This is a genomic window from Brevibacillus fortis (assembly GCF_003013395.1).
Classification (GTDB): domain Bacteria; phylum Bacillota; class Bacilli; order Brevibacillales; family Brevibacillaceae; genus Brevibacillus; species Brevibacillus fortis.
This window is the reverse complement of the sequence record NZ_PXZM01000002.1, coordinates 94,519-113,085: the sequence shown is the minus strand read 5'-3', so window position 1 is coordinate 113,085 and position 18,567 is coordinate 94,519. Positions and strand designations below refer to the sequence as shown.

Below are 18,567 nucleotides of genomic sequence, written 5' to 3'. Positions count from 1 at the left end.
CAGTTTCATTTTGGTTGTTTACGATTAGATTAGCAAAAACCAAAAGATCAAACACAAATAAAAACGAAAAGGGGCCTTAAAGATGAGAGGGAACCAGTTAAGCTGGAAACGAACCGTTGTTGTCATGACATCCGTTTTTCTGCTTGCGGGATGTGCCACCGAGACGAAATCAGGCACTTCTCTGGATACGTCGCAATTGACCCTGGATCAAATCGTGGAAAAAGCGAAGCAGGAGGGAGAAGTCAACTCCGTGGGTATGCCGGACACATGGACAAACTGGGGGGAGACCTGGAGCAATCTTGCAAAGGAATATGGCTTGAAGCATACGGACACCGACATGTCGAGCGCAGAAGAATTGGCTAAGTTTGAAGCAGAAAAGGAAGACGCTACTGCAGACATCGGTGACGTAGGCATCGCTTTTGGACCGTTAGCCAAGCAAAAAGGGCTGACGCTGCCTTACAAAACCTCTTACTGGAACGACATTCCCGACTGGGCAAAAGATGATGAAGGGCATTGGTTGCTGGGCTATACCGGAACACTGGCCTTTATTACGGACAAGACAAAGGTGCAAAATCCTCCCAAGACCTGGGCAGATTTGAAAAACGGCAGTTTCAAAGTCGCAATCGGTGATGTCATGAAAGCCAATCAGGCGCAGTTTGCCGTTTTGGCCGCGGCCTATGCTAATGGGGGAGATGAGAAAAATATTCAGCCCGGCATAGACTTTTTCGCAGAGTTGGCAAAAAACAAGCGGCTCAGTACGAGCGATCCGAGCCTAGCCAACCTAGAAAAGGGTGAGGTCGAAGTCGCTATCTTGTGGGACTTCAACGCGCTCGGGTACCGGGACAAAATCGATAAAAACCGCTTTGATGTCCTCATCCCGGAAGAAGCGTCAGTCAGCAGCGGGTACGCAACTGTTATCAACAAGTACGCCAAGCACCCGCACGCTGCCATGCTGGCTCGTGAATACATCCTCTCCGACGCCGGACAGTCCAATTTGGCACGTGGCTATGCCCGACCGATTCGCGCTAACGCCAAGCTGGATGAATCTGCTAAAGCCAAGCTGCTTCCCGAAGATATGTATAAAAACGCACGTCCGGTGGGCGATTTGACTGCTTGGGAAGAGACGGCTAAAAAGTTGCCGCAGTTATGGCAAGAGAAGGTGTTAATCCATGTGCGCTAGCAAGCTCGCCATGATTGTGCTCGACGGATTGAGATTTGACACAGGCGTCTCGCACATGGGGTACATGCATCACCTGGTCGAGTACGGCATTGCGGCCCGCTTTCAGGTACGATCGGAATTGCCCAGTCTCTCTCGTCCTTTGTACGAGGTTCTTTTAACGGGAACCCCTGTGTGGAAAAACGGCATTTCCAGCAATCAGGCGGTTCGGCTTTCGCACCAGGAGAGTCTCTTTCACCTGACGCGGAAAAATGGGATGTCCAACGCTGCTGCCGCTTATTGCTGGGTAAGCGAGCTTTATAACAAGGCCCCGTTCAGTCCGTTTCACGACCGAATCCAATTGAACACCGACAAGCCGATACAAAACGGAATGTTCTACTGGGAAGATCACTATCCGGATACACACTTGTTTGCTGACGCCAACTTTTTATTGAATGGATACAATCCGGATTTTCTTTACGTCCACTCCATGAATATCGATGATGACGGACATAAGCATACGGCCGACTCCGCGCGATATCGAAATCGCGTTCTGGCAGCAGATTCGATACTGGCAAATGTGCTTCCTGCGTGGATCGATGCGGGTTATCAAATCATCGTAACAGCCGATCATGGGATGACAGCCGATGGAAATCATGGCGGCACTTCTAGCGCTGACCGGGACGTCCCCTTGTTTGTCATCAGCAACCTGATATCTCCGGGTATTCGCGATGAGGCAATTCCGCAATTGCAGGTGGCTCCGCTTGCTTGCCATTTGCTCGGCATCTCCCCCTCGAAAGAGATGCAGCCATTGAACGTAGGAGGGCTGAGTAAGACGTCTCCCTAAGGGGGCGTCTTTTCCTCTAAGAAAGGAGCTTTTGCGATGAAACGATTTGTCAGTATGCTTTGGGTCACGACGATTCCGTTCTTTGCAATGATCGCTCTGTTTCTCCTCGTCCCATTGCTTTCCATGATTGGAGGGAGCTTTCAGGCTGAGGGGGGCGGCGGTTTTACATTCAGTCACTATCGTGAGATTTTTTCAAATCCGTATTACTTGCAGGCTTTTGAGAACAGCGTGCTTATCTCGTTCCTGTCTGCTCTCATTGGAATCGTCGTTGCTGTTTTCGCTGCCTATGCGATTACCCGTTTCCCGCATTCTCTGCAACAGCGAATTCTTGTCATTACGAACCTAACGTCCAATTTTGCGGGGATTCCGCTCGCATTTGCCTTCATTGTCCTGTTGGGAAACAGTGGATTGTTTGTTTTGCTCGCGAAGCAACTGGGGATTGATTTCGGTCAGTCATTTACTCTGTATTCGTGGAGCGGCTTGACGCTTGTTTATATTTATTTTCAACTGCCCCTGGCGATAATGCTCTTGTATCCCCTGTACCACGCCATTCAGAAGCAATGGATGGAAGCGGCCGAGCTGCTTGGGGCTAGTCCCTGGAAGTTTTGGCTGAGAATCGGTTTTCCGGTACTGCTTCCAGGCATTGTTGGCACATTCAGCATTCTGTTTGCAAATGCAATGGGTGCCTATGCTTCTGCCTACGCGCTCACCGGGAGCAACTACAATCTGGTGCCCATTCGGATTGGTGCGCTAGTATCTGGCGACATTTTTGCCAGACCGGAGCTGGGTAGCGCTCTCGCTGTACTGCTTGGCCTGACGCTTACCGCCGCCCTGCTCGTGAACGAGTGGCTGACGCGGAAGATTCGGAGGGATTTGTCTTGAAGCGGATCAGTTTGCCATCCTTGTCGTTTGCGTTGGTCATGCTTTATTTGTTTTTGCCTGTAGCGGCTACCATACTTTACTCACTGGCAACCGAGTGGAACAGCACGGTTTTGCCGGAAGGACTCACAGGAAAATGGTTCGCGGAGCTGTATGCTGATCCCCGATTCTTGCAGGCATTCGGGCGTTCTTTTCTGCTCAGCTTTCTGACGACTGTCGTTGCCGTCGTCATTATTGTTCCTGCTGTATTCTCCATTATCGTCTACGCTCCCCGGATGGAGAGGCTGGTTCAGATTTTGGTGATGCTAACCTATGCCGTTCCGGGTGTCATTATGGCGGTCGGATTGATCCGTACTTATTCAGGAAACGGAATTCCAATGGTCATCATCACAGCCGGGGCGTATCTGGTCGGATTGCTTCCGTATCTTTATCAGGGAACGCGCAATAGCTTGCTTGCCATGCAGGCACGTTCGTTGATGGAGGCAGCCGAGCTATTGGGTGCGAGCCACTGGCAGGCGTTCGTACGGATTATCGTTCCGAATATCATGTCTGGAATTTTCGTGTCCTCGCTCTTGTCGTTCTCCATTTTGTTTGGTGAATTTGTTCTGATAAACATCTTGGTGGGGGGAAGGTACGAAACCCTGCAGATGTATCTGTACGCCAAGCTATCGTCAAGTGGACATGTCGCCAGCGCGATTACCGTCACTTATTTTGTTCTGATGGCTATCATCACAGGCCTGGTTGTAAAATTCTCGCGCCGGAGCTTCACACGAAAGGAGGTCCCCTGATGAGCTACGTCCAAATCGAACACTTGTCCAAATCCTTTCACGGTCAACACGTGTTGCAGCAACTCGATCTTGCGATTGAAAAAGGCGAGCTGGTTACCTTGCTTGGCCCAAGCGGGTGTGGCAAAAGTACGCTGTTACGCATCCTCAGTGGTTTGACGGCTTCTGATACAGGCATGATCTACATTGACGGCAAAAATGTGACGGACGTGTCGCCAAAAAACAGGCAGATCGGCATGGTGTTCCAATCGTATGCGCTCTTTCCCAATCTTACGGTCAGTCAAAACATTGCCTTTGGCCTGGAAATGAACAAAATCTCGAAAACGGAGATTCAGCTGCGTGTCCAGGAAATGATTGAGCTAGTGGGATTGGTGGGAAAGGAGCAGGCTTACCCACGTGAATTGTCTGGTGGCCAGCAGCAGCGTGTGGCACTTGCCCGTTCTCTGGTCACCCGGCCAAAAGTGCTTTTGCTCGATGAGCCGCTTAGTGCGCTTGATGCCCAGATTCGTAAAAATTTGCAAAAGCAGCTACGCATGATTCAACGAGAGCTAAACATGACGACGGTGCTGGTTACGCACGATCAGGAAGAAGCCATGGCTGTCAGTGACCGCATCTACATCATGAATGGTGGACGAATCGTTCAGCACGGCAGTCCTCAAGAGATTTACACGCAACCTCGCTCTGAATTTGTCGCTCGCTTCATTGGCAATTACAACGTGCTGACTGCCGAGCAGCTTAAACGAATCACGCCTAATCTGTCTCTTCCGGCAGTTGAACGTTTCGCAATCCGTCCTGAGACGTTTCGTGAACAACCTTTGGCTGGGGAGGACATCTGTTTAACCGGGAATATCGCGCAGGTAACCATGCTCGGCAACATTACCCGTTACGAATTGAACATTGGAGATATTCCTGTACTGGTGGATACTCTTCACCTGTCCTTCGAGCAGGAGCAGATAGGCACAACAAAAACATTGTATGTAAGTCCCAAGGATGTGATTCCGCTTTATGACACTATTGCCTGAAGAACGACAGCAAGTGATTCTGGACGAATTGAACCGCCACGGTAAAATTCAGGTGATGAGTTTGGCAAAAAACCTGGCAGTAACACCGGAGACAATACGACGTGATCTGGACCAATTGGAACAGCAGCGTTTGTTAAAACGAGTGTACGGAGGAGCTATCCCTTATCATTTGGCAAAGCGTGAGCCGCACTTTGAAAAGAAACAGGCGATCCAACAGACGGCAAAAACGAAAATCGGGCAAATCGCGGCAGAACTTTTGTCTGACGGGGATACCATCGCGCTCGATGTCGGGACGACAACACTGGAATTGGCACGTGCTATAAAAGGCCTCAACCAATTAACGATTGTCACGAATTCGCTCCCCGCCGCTTCTTTACTAAACGAGCTGTTGGAAGCCAATCAATTCAACGGTCAGGTCATTATGCTGGGGGGGCTGACCCATCCGGCCCAACAATCGGTTGCCGGGGCGTTTACCTGCGAGCTGCTCTCTCGTTTTCATTTTGATAAAGCTTTTATTTCCTGTGGAGGGATGACGGCTGATGGCTTCACCGATTATGACATGGAAGAAACTCTGTGCTCGACCATGATGATACAGCGGGCGGAGCAAGTCTATGTATTGGGGGACACATCCAAGATCGGCCAAACGCAATTTTTTCGTATTTGCGGCTGGCAGGATGTCAGCGCAGTTATTTGTGACCAGCCGATGCCGGATGAATGGCTTTCGTCTGGCATGCAAACTACCTGGATAAGCGAACATCCGGGAAGGAGAGACTTCACATGCTGATCGACTATCATCTTCATCTGGAAGAAGGGCCCTATTCATTGCGTTGGCTCGACCGTACCAATACGGCCCTCGACCACTTTTATCCGCTAACTGAATCTCGACATAACCGCGCCTGGCTGCTGGACAGTCTTGCGCGATTAAATAACCGCATGTCTCTAGGGTGCTACGACCCGTCCTGGATCGATCTGTATTTACGTGAAGCGATAAACAAAGGCTTGAAGGAAGTGGGGATTGTCGATCATTTATACCGCTTTCGTGAAGCCCGTCCCTACTTTGAACGGTATATGGAACTGGGTGACACCGAATTGGGTCGCTTGCAGCGCACTTGGCTTGATCAAGTATGCACCGAGAGCCTCAGTGACTTTTGTGTCGCCATTGAGGCAGCTAAGCAGCGTTGGTCGGCAAGCGGCGTGGAGTTGCGGCTGGGGATCGAAGCGGATTACTTTATCGGCGGGGAAGCAGAATTGGAGAGCTTGCTGGCAGGAGCTTCGTGGGATTATGTGATCGGTTCTGTTCATTTTTTGCAAGGATGGGGCTTTGATAATCCCGAGACTCGCCAATTGTTTGAGCAACATGACCTAAAACTGCTATACGCAGACTTTTTCCGCACGGTTGAATCCATGATCAGGAGTAACTTGTTTGATTTTGTGGCCCATCTGGACAATCTGAAAGTGTTCTCCTATCGCCCAGAGGAATCGGAGCTTGTTCCCTATTACCACCGAATCGCAACTGCTTTGAAAGAAACGGATACAGCGACCGAAATCAATGCGGGCCTGTACTACCGCTATCCCGTTCAGGAAATGTGCCCAAGTCCTGGTTTCCTTGATGTTCTGGTGGCGTATGGTGTTCCGCTGACACTCTCGTCCGACGCGCACTTTCCAGACGATATTGGGAGATACGTGGCGGCGAATCTGGAGATCCTCCATTCAATGGGGGTAACGGAGATTGCCACTTTTTTCGGTCGTCTACGGATCATGAAGCCAATTCGTTATGCATCAGTTATTCCAGACGAGAGTTGCGGATAGGAACTGGAACGGATAGGATTTGCCGAAAAATGGATATACGCATATAATAAGAAAGTAGGTGATCATACTTGTCCCCGTAGCTCAGCAGGATAGAGCAACGGTTTCCTAAACTGTAGGTCGGAGGTTCGAATCCTCTCGGGGACGCCATAAAAAGCAAAAAACCTTGATATATCGAGGTTTTTTGCTTTTTATGGATGTTGTGTTGTTGGAAGGATTGACTTGCTCTCGCAAAAAGATAATTTATAGTATTTTTCGGAGGAATATTCAACATAGAATATTAATTAATGGAAAATTCACAAAAAAGTAAAGGCGTGATCATTATGTCATTTAATAATGTACAGTCTTGAATAATTACTGTTTGTTTCGTGGTAATAGCGTTTAGTTCAGCTTATATAGCAATCAGAATAGATAAGATCATTGAGCGCTTGGCAACTATTGCTGAATTTATTAGTATTACAGGAGGTAGTTAAGTTGACGGAAGAATTAAACTTTGACGATAAGGATAGTCAGTGGATTGACTAGAATTACCATTGTTATAACTTGAAACAATATAGATTATAGCCGCCACGTTACTAATAGAAAGGCGGGCTTATTTGTTTGCAGTTCTGTTTAGGGCACTTGTTGGAGGAACATAAGATGTTTGGACAAAGACCAAACAACAATAGGTATTATTTATGACCTTGATTAGACTCAGTAGACGGTAATGAACAAAATGCAATTTTTGTGGTTGAGAGTTCGATGGATAAATTGATCACACAGGCATTTGTGAGTGTTGTGAATATACTTGGCTATGAGAACATCACAAATCAGAAAACTTACGAAATTTAAACTTGATATCATAAGGTTTTTCAGGGGCGGATTTCTTATAATTCCTAAACTGTAGGTCGGAGGTTTGAATCCTCTCGGGGACGCCATCGAAGAAAAAGCCTTGGTGTATCAAGGTTTTTTCTTTTTTTGTTGAGATGTGTAGCATGCCTGAAATGTATAACGTATATCAAATGACGAAAGAAATAAGGGGGGATTTCTTTTGGAAAAAGTGATTGTAGGATGTATGGCTATGGTCTTGGCGATTTTCTTCAGCGGATGCAGCTCAAATGCGGTCGTACAGGATAAAGACGTGCCACCTGCAAAAAAAGTGACGAACTCTGACATAGAACAGAAACAATCGGTCGACAACTCTTCAAGCTATAACCAAATTGCAAGCTATATGGAAGAAGAATGCAAGAAAGCTTTCTCCCCCTACTATGATCTTGTAGAGTTTACTGTATCAGATTATGAAGAGAAGACAGTTGACGGAAAAGTAGAAGCGACATTCGGGTATCAAGTGAAGTACAAAAACCTTGAGAAAGACCCTGACACCGTGGACTACATCAAAGTGGCAAAAGAAAAGAACGATCCCAACTACCCACAGCTGTACGATGAATATTTACAGCCCAAGGAAATGAACTTTCATTTGAAAGCCGTAGTTGAAGATGCGGACTCCATAACGCTTTACACCAATGTGAGTCCAAAAGGGGTGGAATGGCAAAAGACAGTCATGTCTGATTTTATCCTTAAGAAATAGAATAGAGGCGGCCGCGTAGTCACGCGGTCTTATTCATTTTTCTCGCACCAGTACTCGTACTCATTGTCGATCCAATCTTTGATATGGTCGTAATTCTCCCAAGTATCTTCCACGTGGTACACACTTGGCTCACAATCAAACGCTTCGAGATAATGATAGCGATACTCCCCCGTATCGAAATCGAAGTAAAACATCGCGAACTGATTTCCCTCTTCATTCAGCATGTCTTTTGCAAATACTCCACCCGTCTTTTCATAAACTTCAGGACCAGTCATCTTCTTTTGTTTAAAATCAGCGATTAGGTTTTCGAAACTCTTTTGAAAATCCTCGCTCACCATATCATTTTCAATCAACCAGCCAATAAAGAAACCTGTATGTACGTATGCCTGTTTTTGAGGAAGATCCTCCTCAAAGTTTTCGTAATGATATTTCGCCTTATCGTATACCGTTGCCACTAACAAATCCTCTCTTTCTATGTCCCTATTTTCCAAAAATTATACAGGATAGATTTCATGGTAAAAAGCCAAAAGAGGATGAAGAAGGAAGGGTAGGAATTTTGTAGCATTCCCATCATGCTGAGTGGTAGTATTTAACTGTTATATAGAGAGAACCATTGGTTGGTTCATAGAGGGGTCATATTTCATGAGGAATTTGCTTGCCTATTTTCTTAGCGCTGTAATGATAAGTCTAGTAATCCTTCCTGTAGAGCCTGCGTCATCTAGAGGCTCAAGTTCCTCTAGCTCCAGTAGTTCAGGCAGAAGCTCAGGTTCGTCTAGTACCAGCTCTTATTCTTCCAGCAAAAGTTCAGGATCATCGAGTACCAGCTCCTATTCGTCGGGCAGAAGCTCAGGGTCATCGAGTACAGGCTCCTATTCGTCCGGCAGAAGCTCGTACTCTTCAGGAAAAAGCTCAGGCTCAACCAGCAAAAGTTCAAGCTCCTCGATAAAGAGCGCAAAACCGTCAAGCGGTTTCAAATCAACCAAGCCGGTTAAAATCAAAAAGCATGACGATGACGATGAAGAAAACGTGGAAGAAGATTCAAGCCAAGAAGAGGAGACGAGCGAAGAAGTCGCTGCGGAAGAGGAAAGAATCAAGCGGGGCGAACTCTTAATACAAATCGATAGTGGTATTGGACCATACCATTTACAACCGAATCAATTTTATCATACGACCATATGGGGTGACCCAACTCATAATGGCTCCCTATACTTTACCGTACATAATAATGGACAATTAGAAGAGGTAGATGAGAGTGAGATAAATGGGGCAACAGTATTCAACATCCCATACAATTTCGATCCAACACCCTTTGAAAAAGAGTATTATCTTCATAGCCTACCAACCGATCAAATCTATGTGGCATCCTTTCAATATCAGGATATTTACTTGTTTTTAGACCCAGATGGTATCATTCAATGGCTCCCTAAATATGAAGCCTTAGAGAAAAACCTCCCCATCATAGAAGCAAAAGAGGTACTGCTGTCAGAGCAAACACTGGAAATGCATAGCAACGAAATGTCCTTGCATAATTTCCCTAAGAACAAAGTGTATCGGAAGAGTATCAATAAAATTCCGAGGTATTTCCTGTTCAATAATGAAGAAAATATTCAGTTAGTAGGGAAAAAGGAAAGTAAGAACTATGAAGTTTTGGAATATGATCAAATGATTGATCCGACTTCTCCTGATCTTATGGGAGAGATCAAAGAAAAAATCCAAGATTCAGGGGTTCCGACAGGATACATATACCAAATGACAGTGAATAATGCCCCGCGATATTTTATCTATTCTGGGAGCCGTTCCGTTGGGTTTGTAAAAGACCTGTCGTCTGTTAAAGAAAATTATCAGGTTCGTGATTTTGAACAGGTTGTCCAAAAGATGCGGGAAGAAAAAAAGGAGGAAGAGAAGAGGAAATCGGTCTGGACGCTGTATTTCATTACAGCCGGTACGATTATGCTCGGCATTTTTCCTTTATCCTATTGGTTTATGAGTAGAAAAAGAAAGAAGAAGAAGCAACCCCCTAACAAGATCATTACGAAAAATACGAAAAAGAAAAAGAATGTGAAGCCAGAAAGAACACCGATTCAACAATCCCCACCCAAAAAGAGAGAAATAAGAGTAGAAGAAAAAAAGAAGTATGGTGGTGGACTGTTTCAGCAATTTGAAGCGGTAGACAAAAAAGAACAACCGAAAAGCTCTGGAAGCGGGCTGTTTGATCAATATAATTCCTCCAATAGAAACCAGTAATAAGCAATAACCCGTCCTCAGCCTAGCTGGAGACGGGTTATTCATTCCATTCTATAACGTATACTCACTTAAAATAAACTGCGGAGCTAATAAATACTCGAGGGGGTATAAATCATCTCTTCGCGTCAGTAACGCTTTTGGTCAGAATTTTTCGGGTATGATAGAATTACTTACCAATAAATGTGAATCGGAGGTAGCATGTCAGATGCAAAATGATAAGCGAATCAAATTCATTAACCCTGAAACAATGCCACCTACTTTTGGCTACACCCATGCAGTGGAGGTTCGGAATGCACGGACGATTTATGTATCGGGACAGGTGGCTCTCAACAGGGATGGCCAAGTGGTCGGCACAGGCGATTTAGCCGCACAGACAAAACAAGTTTTCGAAAATATCCAATTCGCGTTAGAAGCGTCAGGAGTCAACTTTGAGCATGTAGTGAAATTGACTTTTTTCGTGACAGACATATCCAAGATGCACATTGTCCGTGAGATTCGAGATCAGTACGTGAATACAGAAACACCGCCAGCCAGCTCTGCGGTTGAGGTTAGCAAGCTCATCAGGGACGAGCTGTTGATTGAGATTGAGGCAATTGCTGTTGCGGACTTATAGTTAGTTGTCCCATCCCCCTTGTGTTCGATTATTCATCGTTCAGGAGGGTTTTTTTGTGCTCTTTTGGGAAGATTATGGAGCGAGATAAGCGGATCGGAGTTGGTTGCATGAATTATATCATCGCGGGTATAGGTTTGATCACGGTATTTTTGCTTGCTTGGCTGGCAAGTAGTGATAAAAAGCACATTCGCTATCGGCCTATTCTTATCATGATTCTGATTCAGATCGTGTTTGGCTTGCTGTTGTTGCGAACCAATATTGGACTCATTTTAATCGGAGGCATTGCCAACAGTTTTTCTGTGCTTCTGGAATATGCTTACGAGGGGATCAATTTTGTCTTCGGAGGCATTGCCAATCCGGATACGACTCCGTTTTTCTTACAAGTTTTGCTACCAATTGTGTTCGTATCGGCACTGATAGGCATTCTGCAGTACACGAGGATCCTCCCTTTATTTATTCATTATGTAGGACTCGTATTGAGCAAAGTGAATGGCATGGGAAAATTGGAATCGTATAATGCGATTGCCTCGGCGATCGTCGGGCAGTCTGAAGTGTTTATTACCGTGAAAAAACAGCTGGGTGCCATACCTGAAAACAGGTTGTACACACTGTGCGCCTCTGCGATGTCCACCGTGTCTATGTCCATCGTGGGTTCCTTCATGACCATGCTCAAACCGGAGTATGTAGTAGCTGCGCTGGTACTCAACCTATTTGGTGGTTTTATCATTGCTTCCATTATTAATCCGTATAAAGTGAAGCCGGAAGATGATTTGCTCGATCAAGAAAAAGAAGAGAAACAGGCCTTCTTTGAAATGCTCGGAGAGTACATTCTGGATGGATTTAAAGTAGCCGTGGTCGTTGCCGCAATGTTGCTCGGATTTATTGCCCTCATTGCGATGGTGAACGGGTTATTCAGTGCAGTATTCGGCATCTCGTTCCAAGCGTTGCTAGGGTATGTCTTTGCTCCCTTAGCTTTTCTTATGGGGATTCCTTGGCATGAAGTTGTACAAGCAGGAAGTATCATGGCCACCAAAATCGTGGCGAACGAGTTTGTCGCCATCCTTGATTTTACGAAGATTCAAGGTCAGTTAAGCGAAAGAACAGTTGCCATCGTGTCTGTGTTTTTGATCTCGTTTGCGAACTTTGGCTCCATCGGGACAATTGTTGGTGCGGTAAAAGGCTTGAATGAAAGGCAAGGAAATGTCGTTGCCCGATTTGGACTGAAGCTATTATTTGGGGCAACACTCGTCAGCTTTTTGTCAGGAATTATCATCAGCATTGTGGTGTAGTGAGGACCCTTTCGGGGGTCTTTTTTGTTAGGTACCGTTTCGTAACCAAATGATGGGAAGTAGCGTCTATCAATTGAGATATTCGTCTTGCTTTCTCGGATCGGTGTCCTTCATCAAAGGAATAGGAATCACGGTTGTTACGCTCTATGATGCCACTCTGTTTCCGGCGCTTGGAACCAGAGTGGCATCATACAACACCTCACTTTTACGAAAAGTTACGTCTTACCAGTGATGAAGTTGCGATGAAACCATTCAAGAGGAAATAAAGGAGTGAAGTCGGATGAGAAAATGGGTGTGTATGACCGTAGTGGCAGGTCTGATTGTGGGAGGCTGTTCACCTGATACGAGTGTATCAACAGATGTTAAACAACAGCCTGTAGCCGAGCAGCAGAAAGAGGCGGGAAAAAGCGAAGGCGACCAAAAGCAAGAAAAGCAAACCACTACAGTGCGTCAAATTATTCTGGATGAGCAATTTTTGAAGCAGCTCGCCAAAAACGAAATCAGTGGCTTCGATATCCACATCGGGATGAAGCGAGATGAGGTTTCTGCGATATACGGCAAGGTAACGAAACAAGATTACTGGGATGGCGGGCGCTATGAAGTCTTTGAGAAGCTAGAGAGTGCACTCATTTATTTTGATGGGCAAGATCGTGTGTATGGAATTGATTTAGCTGGTCTTCATCTAAATGAAACGAATCTGGACACAATCCGTAAAAATCTGGGGGCTCCTGTCAGTGAAGATAAGAGCATGGTCGATCAGGATTATGTCATGTTTTTTGAAGCGGGAGACAACTCCGTATTTATAAGTGCAAAGGATGAGAAATCACCAGCAGACAAAATAAGAATCATTAATAAAAAAATGATCGAGGAATCGCCGCAGAAAGAATAAACGTTAAAAGCCTGTCAGAAGGTTCGAATATGACCTTCAGACAGGCTTTTAACGTTTGACAATGCAATTTACTCAACCGATCTTTTTCCAAGCAGGATAGCGTCCAGTGCGAACTTGGAGCTGCCGCTGATACCAAGAGCCACCAACATCGCAAGAAGGGCCAGATCCAATTCATAACCAGCTCCACCTTCGCCGCCCAGGAAGCCTGCAGTGAGCTTGGCTGTAAAGATGGCACCAATCATAACGACAGACAACGCACCTGCGAACACGCGAGTACCCAGACCCAGAATCAAGGCAATACCACCTACTACCTCCAAGAAGGCTACGAGATAAGCAATGAATGCAGGGAGTCCCATGGTTCCGAAGAAACCAGCGACATTTTCCAATCCCATTTGGAATTTAGCAACTCCGTGAATAGCAAAAGTAAGACCAGCAATCACACGTAGGATAAGTGCGCTCCATTCAAAACGATTTGACATGTATGAATCCCTCCGATAAATTTAAATGTGTAACAAAGTTACTTTTCGTTAGTAAGTATACAATAATAATTTCTCAAGTCAAGTGATTCAATAAAATTCCAGCAGTTGGCAAGTGCAATTTTCAAGGTCGATGAGCATCATTGGTTTTGATGGATTGAACAAAGAGCGGTATACTGGAAGGAGAATGAGGTGATACCCATGAAACAGTCTTCCCTCTGTCCGAAGTTCGAAAAAGGTATGCAGTTGTTGGGGAAGCGATGGACAGGTCTAATCCTATACCAGCTGTTGTCGGGACCACAGCGATTTTGTGCATTGGAAGGGGCACTGCCCGTAAGCGGAAGGCTACTTTCTGAGCGTTTGAAGGATTTGGAGAAGGAAGGACTCGTGCATCGGCAGGTGTTTACTGATTCTGCTCCTGTTCGGGTAGAGTATTCCTTAACCGAGATGGGGAAAGCTCTGACTCCAGTGCTCAAAGGGATTGAGTCTTGGTCGCAGAGCTGGATCGAGTTGAATGCAGACGAAATGGCTAACGACAGCGAAGAATAACACAGCCTATATAAAAAAGCATCAGGAGAGTACGCCTGACGCTTGCCATGATGAAAACCCCTGGAGACAGGGGTTTTTTGTTATCCGTCAATCTTTAAGAAGGGTCTTCGTTCTTTTCTTGCAAAGCTTTCCACTTTAAAAATTCGATATGGCGCTTGACCTCAACTAGCTCGTCCTCTGACAGGCCATCGACATCTAAAAAGGTGGCCGGTGTTTCCCGAACAGAACCACGTTGCCAAGATAGTTCCTCCGTGCGCCCGTGAAGAAAATCAGTGGATACTTCAAATAAATCTGCGACTTTGGAAATCAGATGAAAATCGACGCCTTTCTTTTCGCCTGACTCGATCCGCGAAAGTACCGTATTATGTATGCCCAGCTTTTCAGCTAATTGAAGTTGTGACCATTGTTTTTGCTCGCGTAGCCACTTTATGCGTTGACCAATTATGGACATCGTGAGACCACCTTTATCGTTTTGGCAATTCCATTCTAACAATTTTCCAAAACGGAAAAAACAAGATTGCTAATATGACAAAATCTGTATTGACTTTGCTAAAATTGAAAGGATATGATGTAACTATAAATATTTGCCATTTTTGCAAATCAGGAGGGGACAACTGGTGGAACGACTCAACCTCCCGTTTATCGCGCAAAGACGTAATGAGTGCAAGCTGACCTTGCAAGAAATGGCGGAAGCCCTCGGTTTTCGAAATGCTTCAACATACTTGAAGTACGAGAAGGGAGCCTATGATTTCAAGGCCAATCATTTGCCTGTGTTGGCCAAGAAACTCCGATGTGGCATGCTTGATCTTTTTATCAAGATGGTTTGCTGATTTAGCGAAGGGGTGGGATGGATTGAACGCTTGGGAGGCAAATAAAAGGCAGCTGGAGATATGGAGAAGAACCGTCGCTTACGAAATTGAAATGATGGCGCCACAGAGTATGCCGGCTTGCGAGGGATTTCTCGAGCGCTTGGTATTGTTTGAAAAAGAGTTGGAAAACAACGCGCGATGCCCATATAGTACGACACATGGTGGGAATGATACCGGGTCGCGTCCGTTACTCATTCAGGAAACAGAAAAAAGCCCGGTACGGACTTCTCCGTGACCGGGCATTCGATATATTTTACAGCTTGCTGATCTCTTCTTTTAGCAGCTCCGAATGGGTTCCGAAGACTACTTGCACGCTTCCTTGACCCAGTCGCATAACGCCTGCTGCACCGAGATCCTTCAAGGCTTTGTCGTTGACCTTTTTGTCGTCTTTTAAAACCAGACGAAGACGAGTGATGCAAGCGTCTACGCTAACGACGTTATCTTTTCCACCAATGTGAGTGAGCACTTGGATCGCTTTATCCTGCATCGAATTGTTCCTTCCCGTAGCTGTAGCTGTCATTTCTTCGTCATCTTCACGTCCTGGCGTCTTGAGGTTCAGTTTCACGATCAGGAAACGGAACAGGAAGTAGTAGACCACAGCGAATGCCAGACCAATCGGGATGATCATCCAAGCATTTGTAGAGAGGTGGAAGTTGATCCCGTAGTCGATCAGACCCGCTGAGAATCCAAAGCCGTGCTTGATACCTAGAGAGGTCACGATATATCCGGACACACCGGTCAATATCGCGTGAACAAAATACAGGAGTGGAGCAGCGAACATAAACGCGAATTCAACTACCTCGGTAATCCCGGTCAGGAACGAAGCGAGGGCTGCACCAATAAACATAGAAGCAACTACTTTGCGTTTTTCAGGACGCGCTGAGTGAATAATAGCGAAAGCCGCTCCAGGAAGTGCGAACATCATGATCGGATAGAAACCAGTCATAAACATTCCTGCTGATGGGTCTCCCGCAAAGAAACGATGCAAGTCGCCGTGTACCACTTTCCCTGCCGCATCGGTAAAGTCACCGATTTGGAACCAGGCAATCGCATTGAGTACGTGGTGCAGACCAAATGGAACGAGCAATCGGTTGAAGAATCCGAACAAGAAAGAACCTGTTGCGCCGAGACCTACGATCCAAGAGCCCAATGAGTCAAGGGCAATCTGGATCGGGCCCCAAATGATCCCGAAAATCAGGCCGACGACAACCATGGAAAGAGAAGTGATGATCGGGACGAAACGCTTTCCACCGAAGAAGCCTAGCCATTCAGGGAGCTTGATCGAATGGTAGCGGTTGTAGAAAAACGCTGCAATACCACCCGCCATAATACCACCGATGACACCCATGTTCAGTTTTATATCATCCGCGATGAAAGGCAAGGCAGCAGGAACAGCTGCGAGTACTTTCGTCAATACGGCGTAGGCAATGACAGCGGCTAAGGCGGCAACAGCATCTCCAGCCAAGCCAATGGCAACACCGACAGCAAAGATTAAAGCTAGGTTGTCAAAAATGGCTGAACCACCGGCAGCCAAAAGCGGAGCGATGTACGAGTCCATGAATGCACCAAAGGCGCCGAGATTGAGGTCCTTCTCGAATTTGAGAAGACCAAAGCTTTGCAAAATCGCTGCGGCTGGCAACGTTGCAACCGGGAGCATGAGGGCTCTCCCAATCTTTTGCAGAAAAGCGAGCATAGGATAAAACCTCCTTGGAATGGAATGAATTTATCAGGGAAGCCGCTCTCCGGATGAATGGCAAAATGATGAGGGCACAAGGAATAAGCCGGAGAGAGACTATTCTGATCGATGTTTTGAAAGCGCTTTCATTACTCAGGCGACAAAACCTTTATAAGGCTTTGTCTTTCAGATATTGAACGACCTCGTCTACAGTAGATAGTGTAAGAACGTGCTCGGCCAGTTGTTTCGCCTCCACTAAGCTGGTGGAGCGAATACGTTCTTTGACTTTTGGCATGACCGAAGCGGCACCGCTGAACTCATCGAGTCCTAAACCGAGCAAGAGCTTGGTTGCCAACCGATCTCCCGCCATTTCCCCACACAGCCCGGTCCAAATGCCCGCCCGATGGGAAGCTTGGATGACTTGGGAAATCAATCGTAATACGGCTGGATGGTAGTAGCTGTACAGCTCAGCAATATTGGCATTCATGCGGTCTACAGCTAGCGTATATTGAACGAGGTCATTTGTGCCGATGCTGAAAAAGTCTACCTCTTTCGCAAACACATCTGCTTGCAGGCAGGCACCCGGAATCTCCATCATCATGCCTACTGCGATCTTCTCGTCAAAAGCGATTCCTTCTGCCCGCAGCTCTGATTTCGCTTGTTCCAGCAATCGTTTGGCTTCACGCAGCTGCTCCAGATGGGAAATCATCGGGAACATGATCAGCAGGCGACCAAATGCACTGGCACGCAAGAGAGCACGTAATTGCACCAGGAACAATTCCGGTCTGGCTAGTGAGATGCGCATCGCGCGGAAGCCAAGGAACGGGTTTTCCTCCTGTGGAAGCGCGAGTGCTGGCAAATGCTTGTCGCCGCCAACATCCAAGGTGCGAATGATGACCGGCTTGTCGCCGAAAGCAGCGGCTACGTGCTTGTATGCAGCGAATTGCTCATTCTCATCGGGAAGGGTGCTGCGATCCATAAACAAAAACTCGGAGCGGAACAACCCGATTCCTTCTACACCGGATGCGATCAGTGCATCAGATTCTTCTGGCACAGCCATGTTTGCCATCAGGTGAACGCGGTGGCCATCGGTTGTTTCAGCAGGCAGATCCTTAATGGCTTCGTACAACTGGCGTTCCTTTTCTTCCTGCGCGGCTTTTTCCTGATAGGTAGCCATTGTATCCGCATCAGGCGAAACAATCAGCTGTCCCGAGGTTCCGTCGATGATCAGCAAACTTCCGGAGTCTACTTTTTCCATCAAGGTATCGCCTGCGCCCATGACAGCGGGAATTCCGAGAGAGCGTGCCAATATGGCTGCATGGGAGGTAGCGCCGCCTTTTGCCGTGACAATTCCCCGTACATACTGGAGCGGAAGCTGAAGCGTCTCTGAAGGGGTAACATCCCAAGCAACGAGGATAAAAGGCTCTTCCGGGTAGGAGATGACGGTGTCACCGCCCGAAATATTTCGAATCAGACGGCGGCTTACATCACGAATATCATCCGCGCGCTCTTTCATGTAGGCATCGTCCATACTCTCAAAGAGAGCGATGAACTGATCGGCTACTTGCGAGACGGCGGTAGATGCCGCCAGTTGTTGATTTTCGATGAGCGCACTCATCTCCCCGACAAATGCTGGGTCATCCAAAAAGGCAATATGAGCAGAGAGGATGGCCGCTTTTTCCGAGCCTAATTGTTCCTCCGTCTGTTCCTTTAGCTTCTCCAGTTGTTCGCGTGCTTGCTCTACGCTCTTGCTAAGTAGTCCTAACTCCTGAGTCGTATCCACTGGAGTGGTTGACTCTGCTTGCGTAATGGCTGTTTCGTGTGTGAGTCGTAAAACAGGGGCTATCGAAATGCCAGCAGAAACCGGGATTCCTTTTAACATATATCCTTCACCTTCCTGT

Annotated in this window: 20 protein-coding genes and 1 tRNA gene; 16 read left to right on the top strand and 5 right to left on the bottom strand. The window is 46.7% G+C overall.

Annotation, left to right across the window (positions count from 1 at the left end; all coding sequences use genetic code 11):
- Positions 1–82 precede the first annotated feature (82 nt).
- From C7R93_RS01775 to C7R93_RS01735, 9 genes are all read left to right on the top strand, one after another.
- Positions 83–1,180 carry an ABC transporter substrate-binding protein gene (locus tag C7R93_RS01775; RefSeq protein ID WP_106837187.1) on the top strand — a complete coding sequence of 366 codons (1,098 nt, stop codon included), beginning with the start codon at positions 83–85 and terminating at the stop codon, positions 1,178–1,180.
- Positions 1,170–2,003: an alkaline phosphatase family protein gene (locus tag C7R93_RS01770; protein ID WP_106837186.1), complete on the top strand. Its 834-nt coding sequence runs from the start codon at positions 1,170–1,172 to the stop codon at positions 2,001–2,003. Before C7R93_RS01775 ends, C7R93_RS01770 begins: the two co-directional genes overlap by 11 nt.
- A 36-nt stretch (positions 2,004–2,039) precedes the next feature.
- The gene (locus C7R93_RS01765) at positions 2,040–2,885 is read left to right on the top strand and encodes an ABC transporter permease (RefSeq protein ID WP_106837185.1); all 846 of its coding nucleotides are present in this window, start codon (positions 2,040–2,042) and stop codon (positions 2,883–2,885) included.
- A complete protein-coding gene (locus tag C7R93_RS01760; protein WP_106837184.1) occupies positions 2,882–3,670 on the top strand; it encodes an ABC transporter permease in 789 nt (262 codons plus the stop codon). Before C7R93_RS01765 ends, C7R93_RS01760 begins: the two co-directional genes overlap by 4 nt.
- Positions 3,670–4,689 (top strand): ABC transporter ATP-binding protein, encoded by a 1,020-nt coding sequence (locus tag C7R93_RS01755; protein WP_106837183.1) that lies wholly within the window; start codon positions 3,670–3,672, stop codon positions 4,687–4,689. Before C7R93_RS01760 ends, C7R93_RS01755 begins: the two co-directional genes overlap by 1 nt.
- The gene (locus C7R93_RS01750; protein ID WP_106837182.1) at positions 4,673–5,473 is read left to right on the top strand and encodes a DeoR/GlpR family DNA-binding transcription regulator; all 801 of its coding nucleotides are present in this window, start codon (positions 4,673–4,675) and stop codon (positions 5,471–5,473) included. Before C7R93_RS01755 ends, C7R93_RS01750 begins: the two co-directional genes overlap by 17 nt.
- Entirely contained in the window at positions 5,467–6,498 is a 1,032-nt protein-coding gene (locus C7R93_RS01745; RefSeq protein WP_106837181.1) for a histidinol phosphate phosphatase domain-containing protein, read from the top strand. The genes C7R93_RS01750 and C7R93_RS01745 overlap by 7 nt, the downstream gene beginning before the upstream one ends.
- 70 nt (positions 6,499–6,568) lie before the next feature.
- Positions 6,569–6,645 (top strand) — tRNA-Arg (locus C7R93_RS01740).
- An 889-nt stretch (positions 6,646–7,534) separates the two neighbouring features.
- Positions 7,535–8,062 (top strand): hypothetical protein, encoded by a 528-nt coding sequence (locus C7R93_RS01735; RefSeq protein WP_244191421.1) that lies wholly within the window; start codon positions 7,535–7,537, stop codon positions 8,060–8,062.
- A gap of 29 nt (positions 8,063–8,091) precedes the next feature.
- On the opposite strand, the gene C7R93_RS01730 is transcribed toward C7R93_RS01735, so the two are convergent.
- A complete protein-coding gene (locus tag C7R93_RS01730; RefSeq protein WP_106837180.1) occupies positions 8,092–8,517 on the bottom strand; it encodes a DUF7832 domain-containing protein in 426 nt (141 codons plus the stop codon).
- A 124-nt stretch (positions 8,518–8,641) separates the two neighbouring features.
- On the opposite strand from C7R93_RS01730, the gene C7R93_RS01720 reads away from it, so the two are divergent.
- The 4 genes from C7R93_RS01720 (at position 8,642) to C7R93_RS01705 (ending at position 13,097) form a co-directional block, all read left to right on the top strand.
- Positions 8,642–10,306 carry a hypothetical protein gene (locus C7R93_RS01720; RefSeq protein WP_244191420.1) on the top strand — a complete coding sequence of 555 codons (1,665 nt, stop codon included), beginning with the start codon at positions 8,642–8,644 and terminating at the stop codon, positions 10,304–10,306.
- 205 nt (positions 10,307–10,511) lie between these two features.
- On the top strand, positions 10,512–10,919 hold the full coding sequence (locus tag C7R93_RS01715; RefSeq protein WP_106837179.1) for a RidA family protein: 408 nt from the start codon (positions 10,512–10,514) through the stop codon (positions 10,917–10,919).
- A gap of 107 nt (positions 10,920–11,026) precedes the next feature.
- Entirely contained in the window at positions 11,027–12,208 is a 1,182-nt protein-coding gene (locus C7R93_RS01710) for a NupC/NupG family nucleoside CNT transporter (protein ID WP_106837200.1), read from the top strand.
- Positions 12,209–12,488: 280 nt separating this feature from the next.
- Positions 12,489–13,097 (top strand): hypothetical protein, encoded by a 609-nt coding sequence (locus C7R93_RS01705; RefSeq protein WP_167402422.1) that lies wholly within the window; start codon positions 12,489–12,491, stop codon positions 13,095–13,097.
- Between the two features lie 68 nt (positions 13,098–13,165).
- Here the strand turns inward: C7R93_RS01705 and C7R93_RS01700 are convergent, their stop codons facing one another.
- A complete protein-coding gene (locus C7R93_RS01700) occupies positions 13,166–13,576 on the bottom strand; it encodes a DoxX family protein (protein WP_106837178.1) in 411 nt (136 codons plus the stop codon).
- 198 nt (positions 13,577–13,774) lie between these two features.
- On the opposite strand from C7R93_RS01700, the gene C7R93_RS01695 reads away from it, so the two are divergent.
- A complete protein-coding gene (locus C7R93_RS01695; RefSeq protein ID WP_106837177.1) occupies positions 13,775–14,122 on the top strand; it encodes a winged helix-turn-helix transcriptional regulator in 348 nt (115 codons plus the stop codon).
- 94 nt (positions 14,123–14,216) lie between these two features.
- Here the strand turns inward: C7R93_RS01695 and C7R93_RS01690 are convergent, their stop codons facing one another.
- The gene (locus tag C7R93_RS01690) at positions 14,217–14,573 is read right to left on the bottom strand and encodes a helix-turn-helix domain-containing protein (RefSeq protein WP_167402421.1); all 357 of its coding nucleotides are present in this window, start codon (positions 14,571–14,573) and stop codon (positions 14,217–14,219) included.
- 166 nt (positions 14,574–14,739) lie between these two features.
- Here C7R93_RS01690 and C7R93_RS01685 point away from each other — a divergent pair, with 166 nt between their 5' ends.
- Together C7R93_RS01685 and C7R93_RS01680 are read left to right on the top strand one after the other, a co-directional pair.
- Positions 14,740–14,952 (top strand): helix-turn-helix domain-containing protein, encoded by a 213-nt coding sequence (locus C7R93_RS01685; RefSeq protein ID WP_106837175.1) that lies wholly within the window; start codon positions 14,740–14,742, stop codon positions 14,950–14,952.
- A gap of 22 nt (positions 14,953–14,974) precedes the next feature.
- A complete protein-coding gene (locus C7R93_RS01680) occupies positions 14,975–15,226 on the top strand; it encodes a hypothetical protein (protein ID WP_106837174.1) in 252 nt (83 codons plus the stop codon).
- Positions 15,227–15,244: 18 nt separating this feature from the next.
- Here C7R93_RS01680 and nagE read toward each other — a convergent pair whose 3' ends face one another.
- Complete coding sequence (gene nagE, locus C7R93_RS01675; protein ID WP_106837173.1) at positions 15,245–16,684, bottom strand: N-acetylglucosamine-specific PTS transporter subunit IIBC; 1,440 nt, start codon at positions 16,682–16,684, stop codon at positions 15,245–15,247.
- A 151-nt stretch (positions 16,685–16,835) separates the two neighbouring features.
- Complete coding sequence (gene ptsP, locus C7R93_RS01670) at positions 16,836–18,548, bottom strand: phosphoenolpyruvate--protein phosphotransferase (protein WP_106837172.1); 1,713 nt, start codon at positions 18,546–18,548, stop codon at positions 16,836–16,838.
- Positions 18,549–18,567: the final 19 nt, after the last annotated feature.

Bases quoted from the DNA above. Each gene is read 5' to 3' on its own strand.
- C7R93_RS01690 (WP_167402421.1), bottom strand. From the start codon at position 14,573: ATGTCCATAATTGGTCAACGCATAAAGTGGCTACGCGAGCAAAAACAA.
- C7R93_RS01755 (WP_106837183.1), top strand. From the start codon at position 3,670: ATGAGCTACGTCCAAATCGAACACTTGTCCAAATCCTTTCACGGTCAA.
- C7R93_RS01695 (WP_106837177.1), top strand. From the start codon at position 13,775: ATGAAACAGTCTTCCCTCTGTCCGAAGTTCGAAAAAGGTATGCAGTTG.
- nagE (WP_106837173.1), bottom strand. From the start codon at position 16,684: ATGCTCGCTTTTCTGCAAAAGATTGGGAGAGCCCTCATGCTCCCGGTT.
- C7R93_RS01745 (WP_106837181.1), top strand. From the start codon at position 5,467: ATGCTGATCGACTATCATCTTCATCTGGAAGAAGGGCCCTATTCATTG.
- C7R93_RS01705 (WP_167402422.1), top strand. From the start codon at position 12,489: ATGAGAAAATGGGTGTGTATGACCGTAGTGGCAGGTCTGATTGTGGGA.
- ptsP (WP_106837172.1), bottom strand. From the start codon at position 18,548: ATGTTAAAAGGAATCCCGGTTTCTGCTGGCATTTCGATAGCCCCTGTT.
- C7R93_RS01700 (WP_106837178.1), bottom strand. From the start codon at position 13,576: ATGTCAAATCGTTTTGAATGGAGCGCACTTATCCTACGTGTGATTGCT.
- C7R93_RS01710 (WP_106837200.1), top strand. From the start codon at position 11,027: ATGAATTATATCATCGCGGGTATAGGTTTGATCACGGTATTTTTGCTT.
- C7R93_RS01775 (WP_106837187.1), top strand. From the start codon at position 83: ATGAGAGGGAACCAGTTAAGCTGGAAACGAACCGTTGTTGTCATGACA.
- C7R93_RS01715 (WP_106837179.1), top strand. From the start codon at position 10,512: ATGCAAAATGATAAGCGAATCAAATTCATTAACCCTGAAACAATGCCA.
- C7R93_RS01750 (WP_106837182.1), top strand. From the start codon at position 4,673: ATGACACTATTGCCTGAAGAACGACAGCAAGTGATTCTGGACGAATTG.
- C7R93_RS01765 (WP_106837185.1), top strand. From the start codon at position 2,040: ATGAAACGATTTGTCAGTATGCTTTGGGTCACGACGATTCCGTTCTTT.
- C7R93_RS01770 (WP_106837186.1), top strand. From the start codon at position 1,170: ATGTGCGCTAGCAAGCTCGCCATGATTGTGCTCGACGGATTGAGATTT.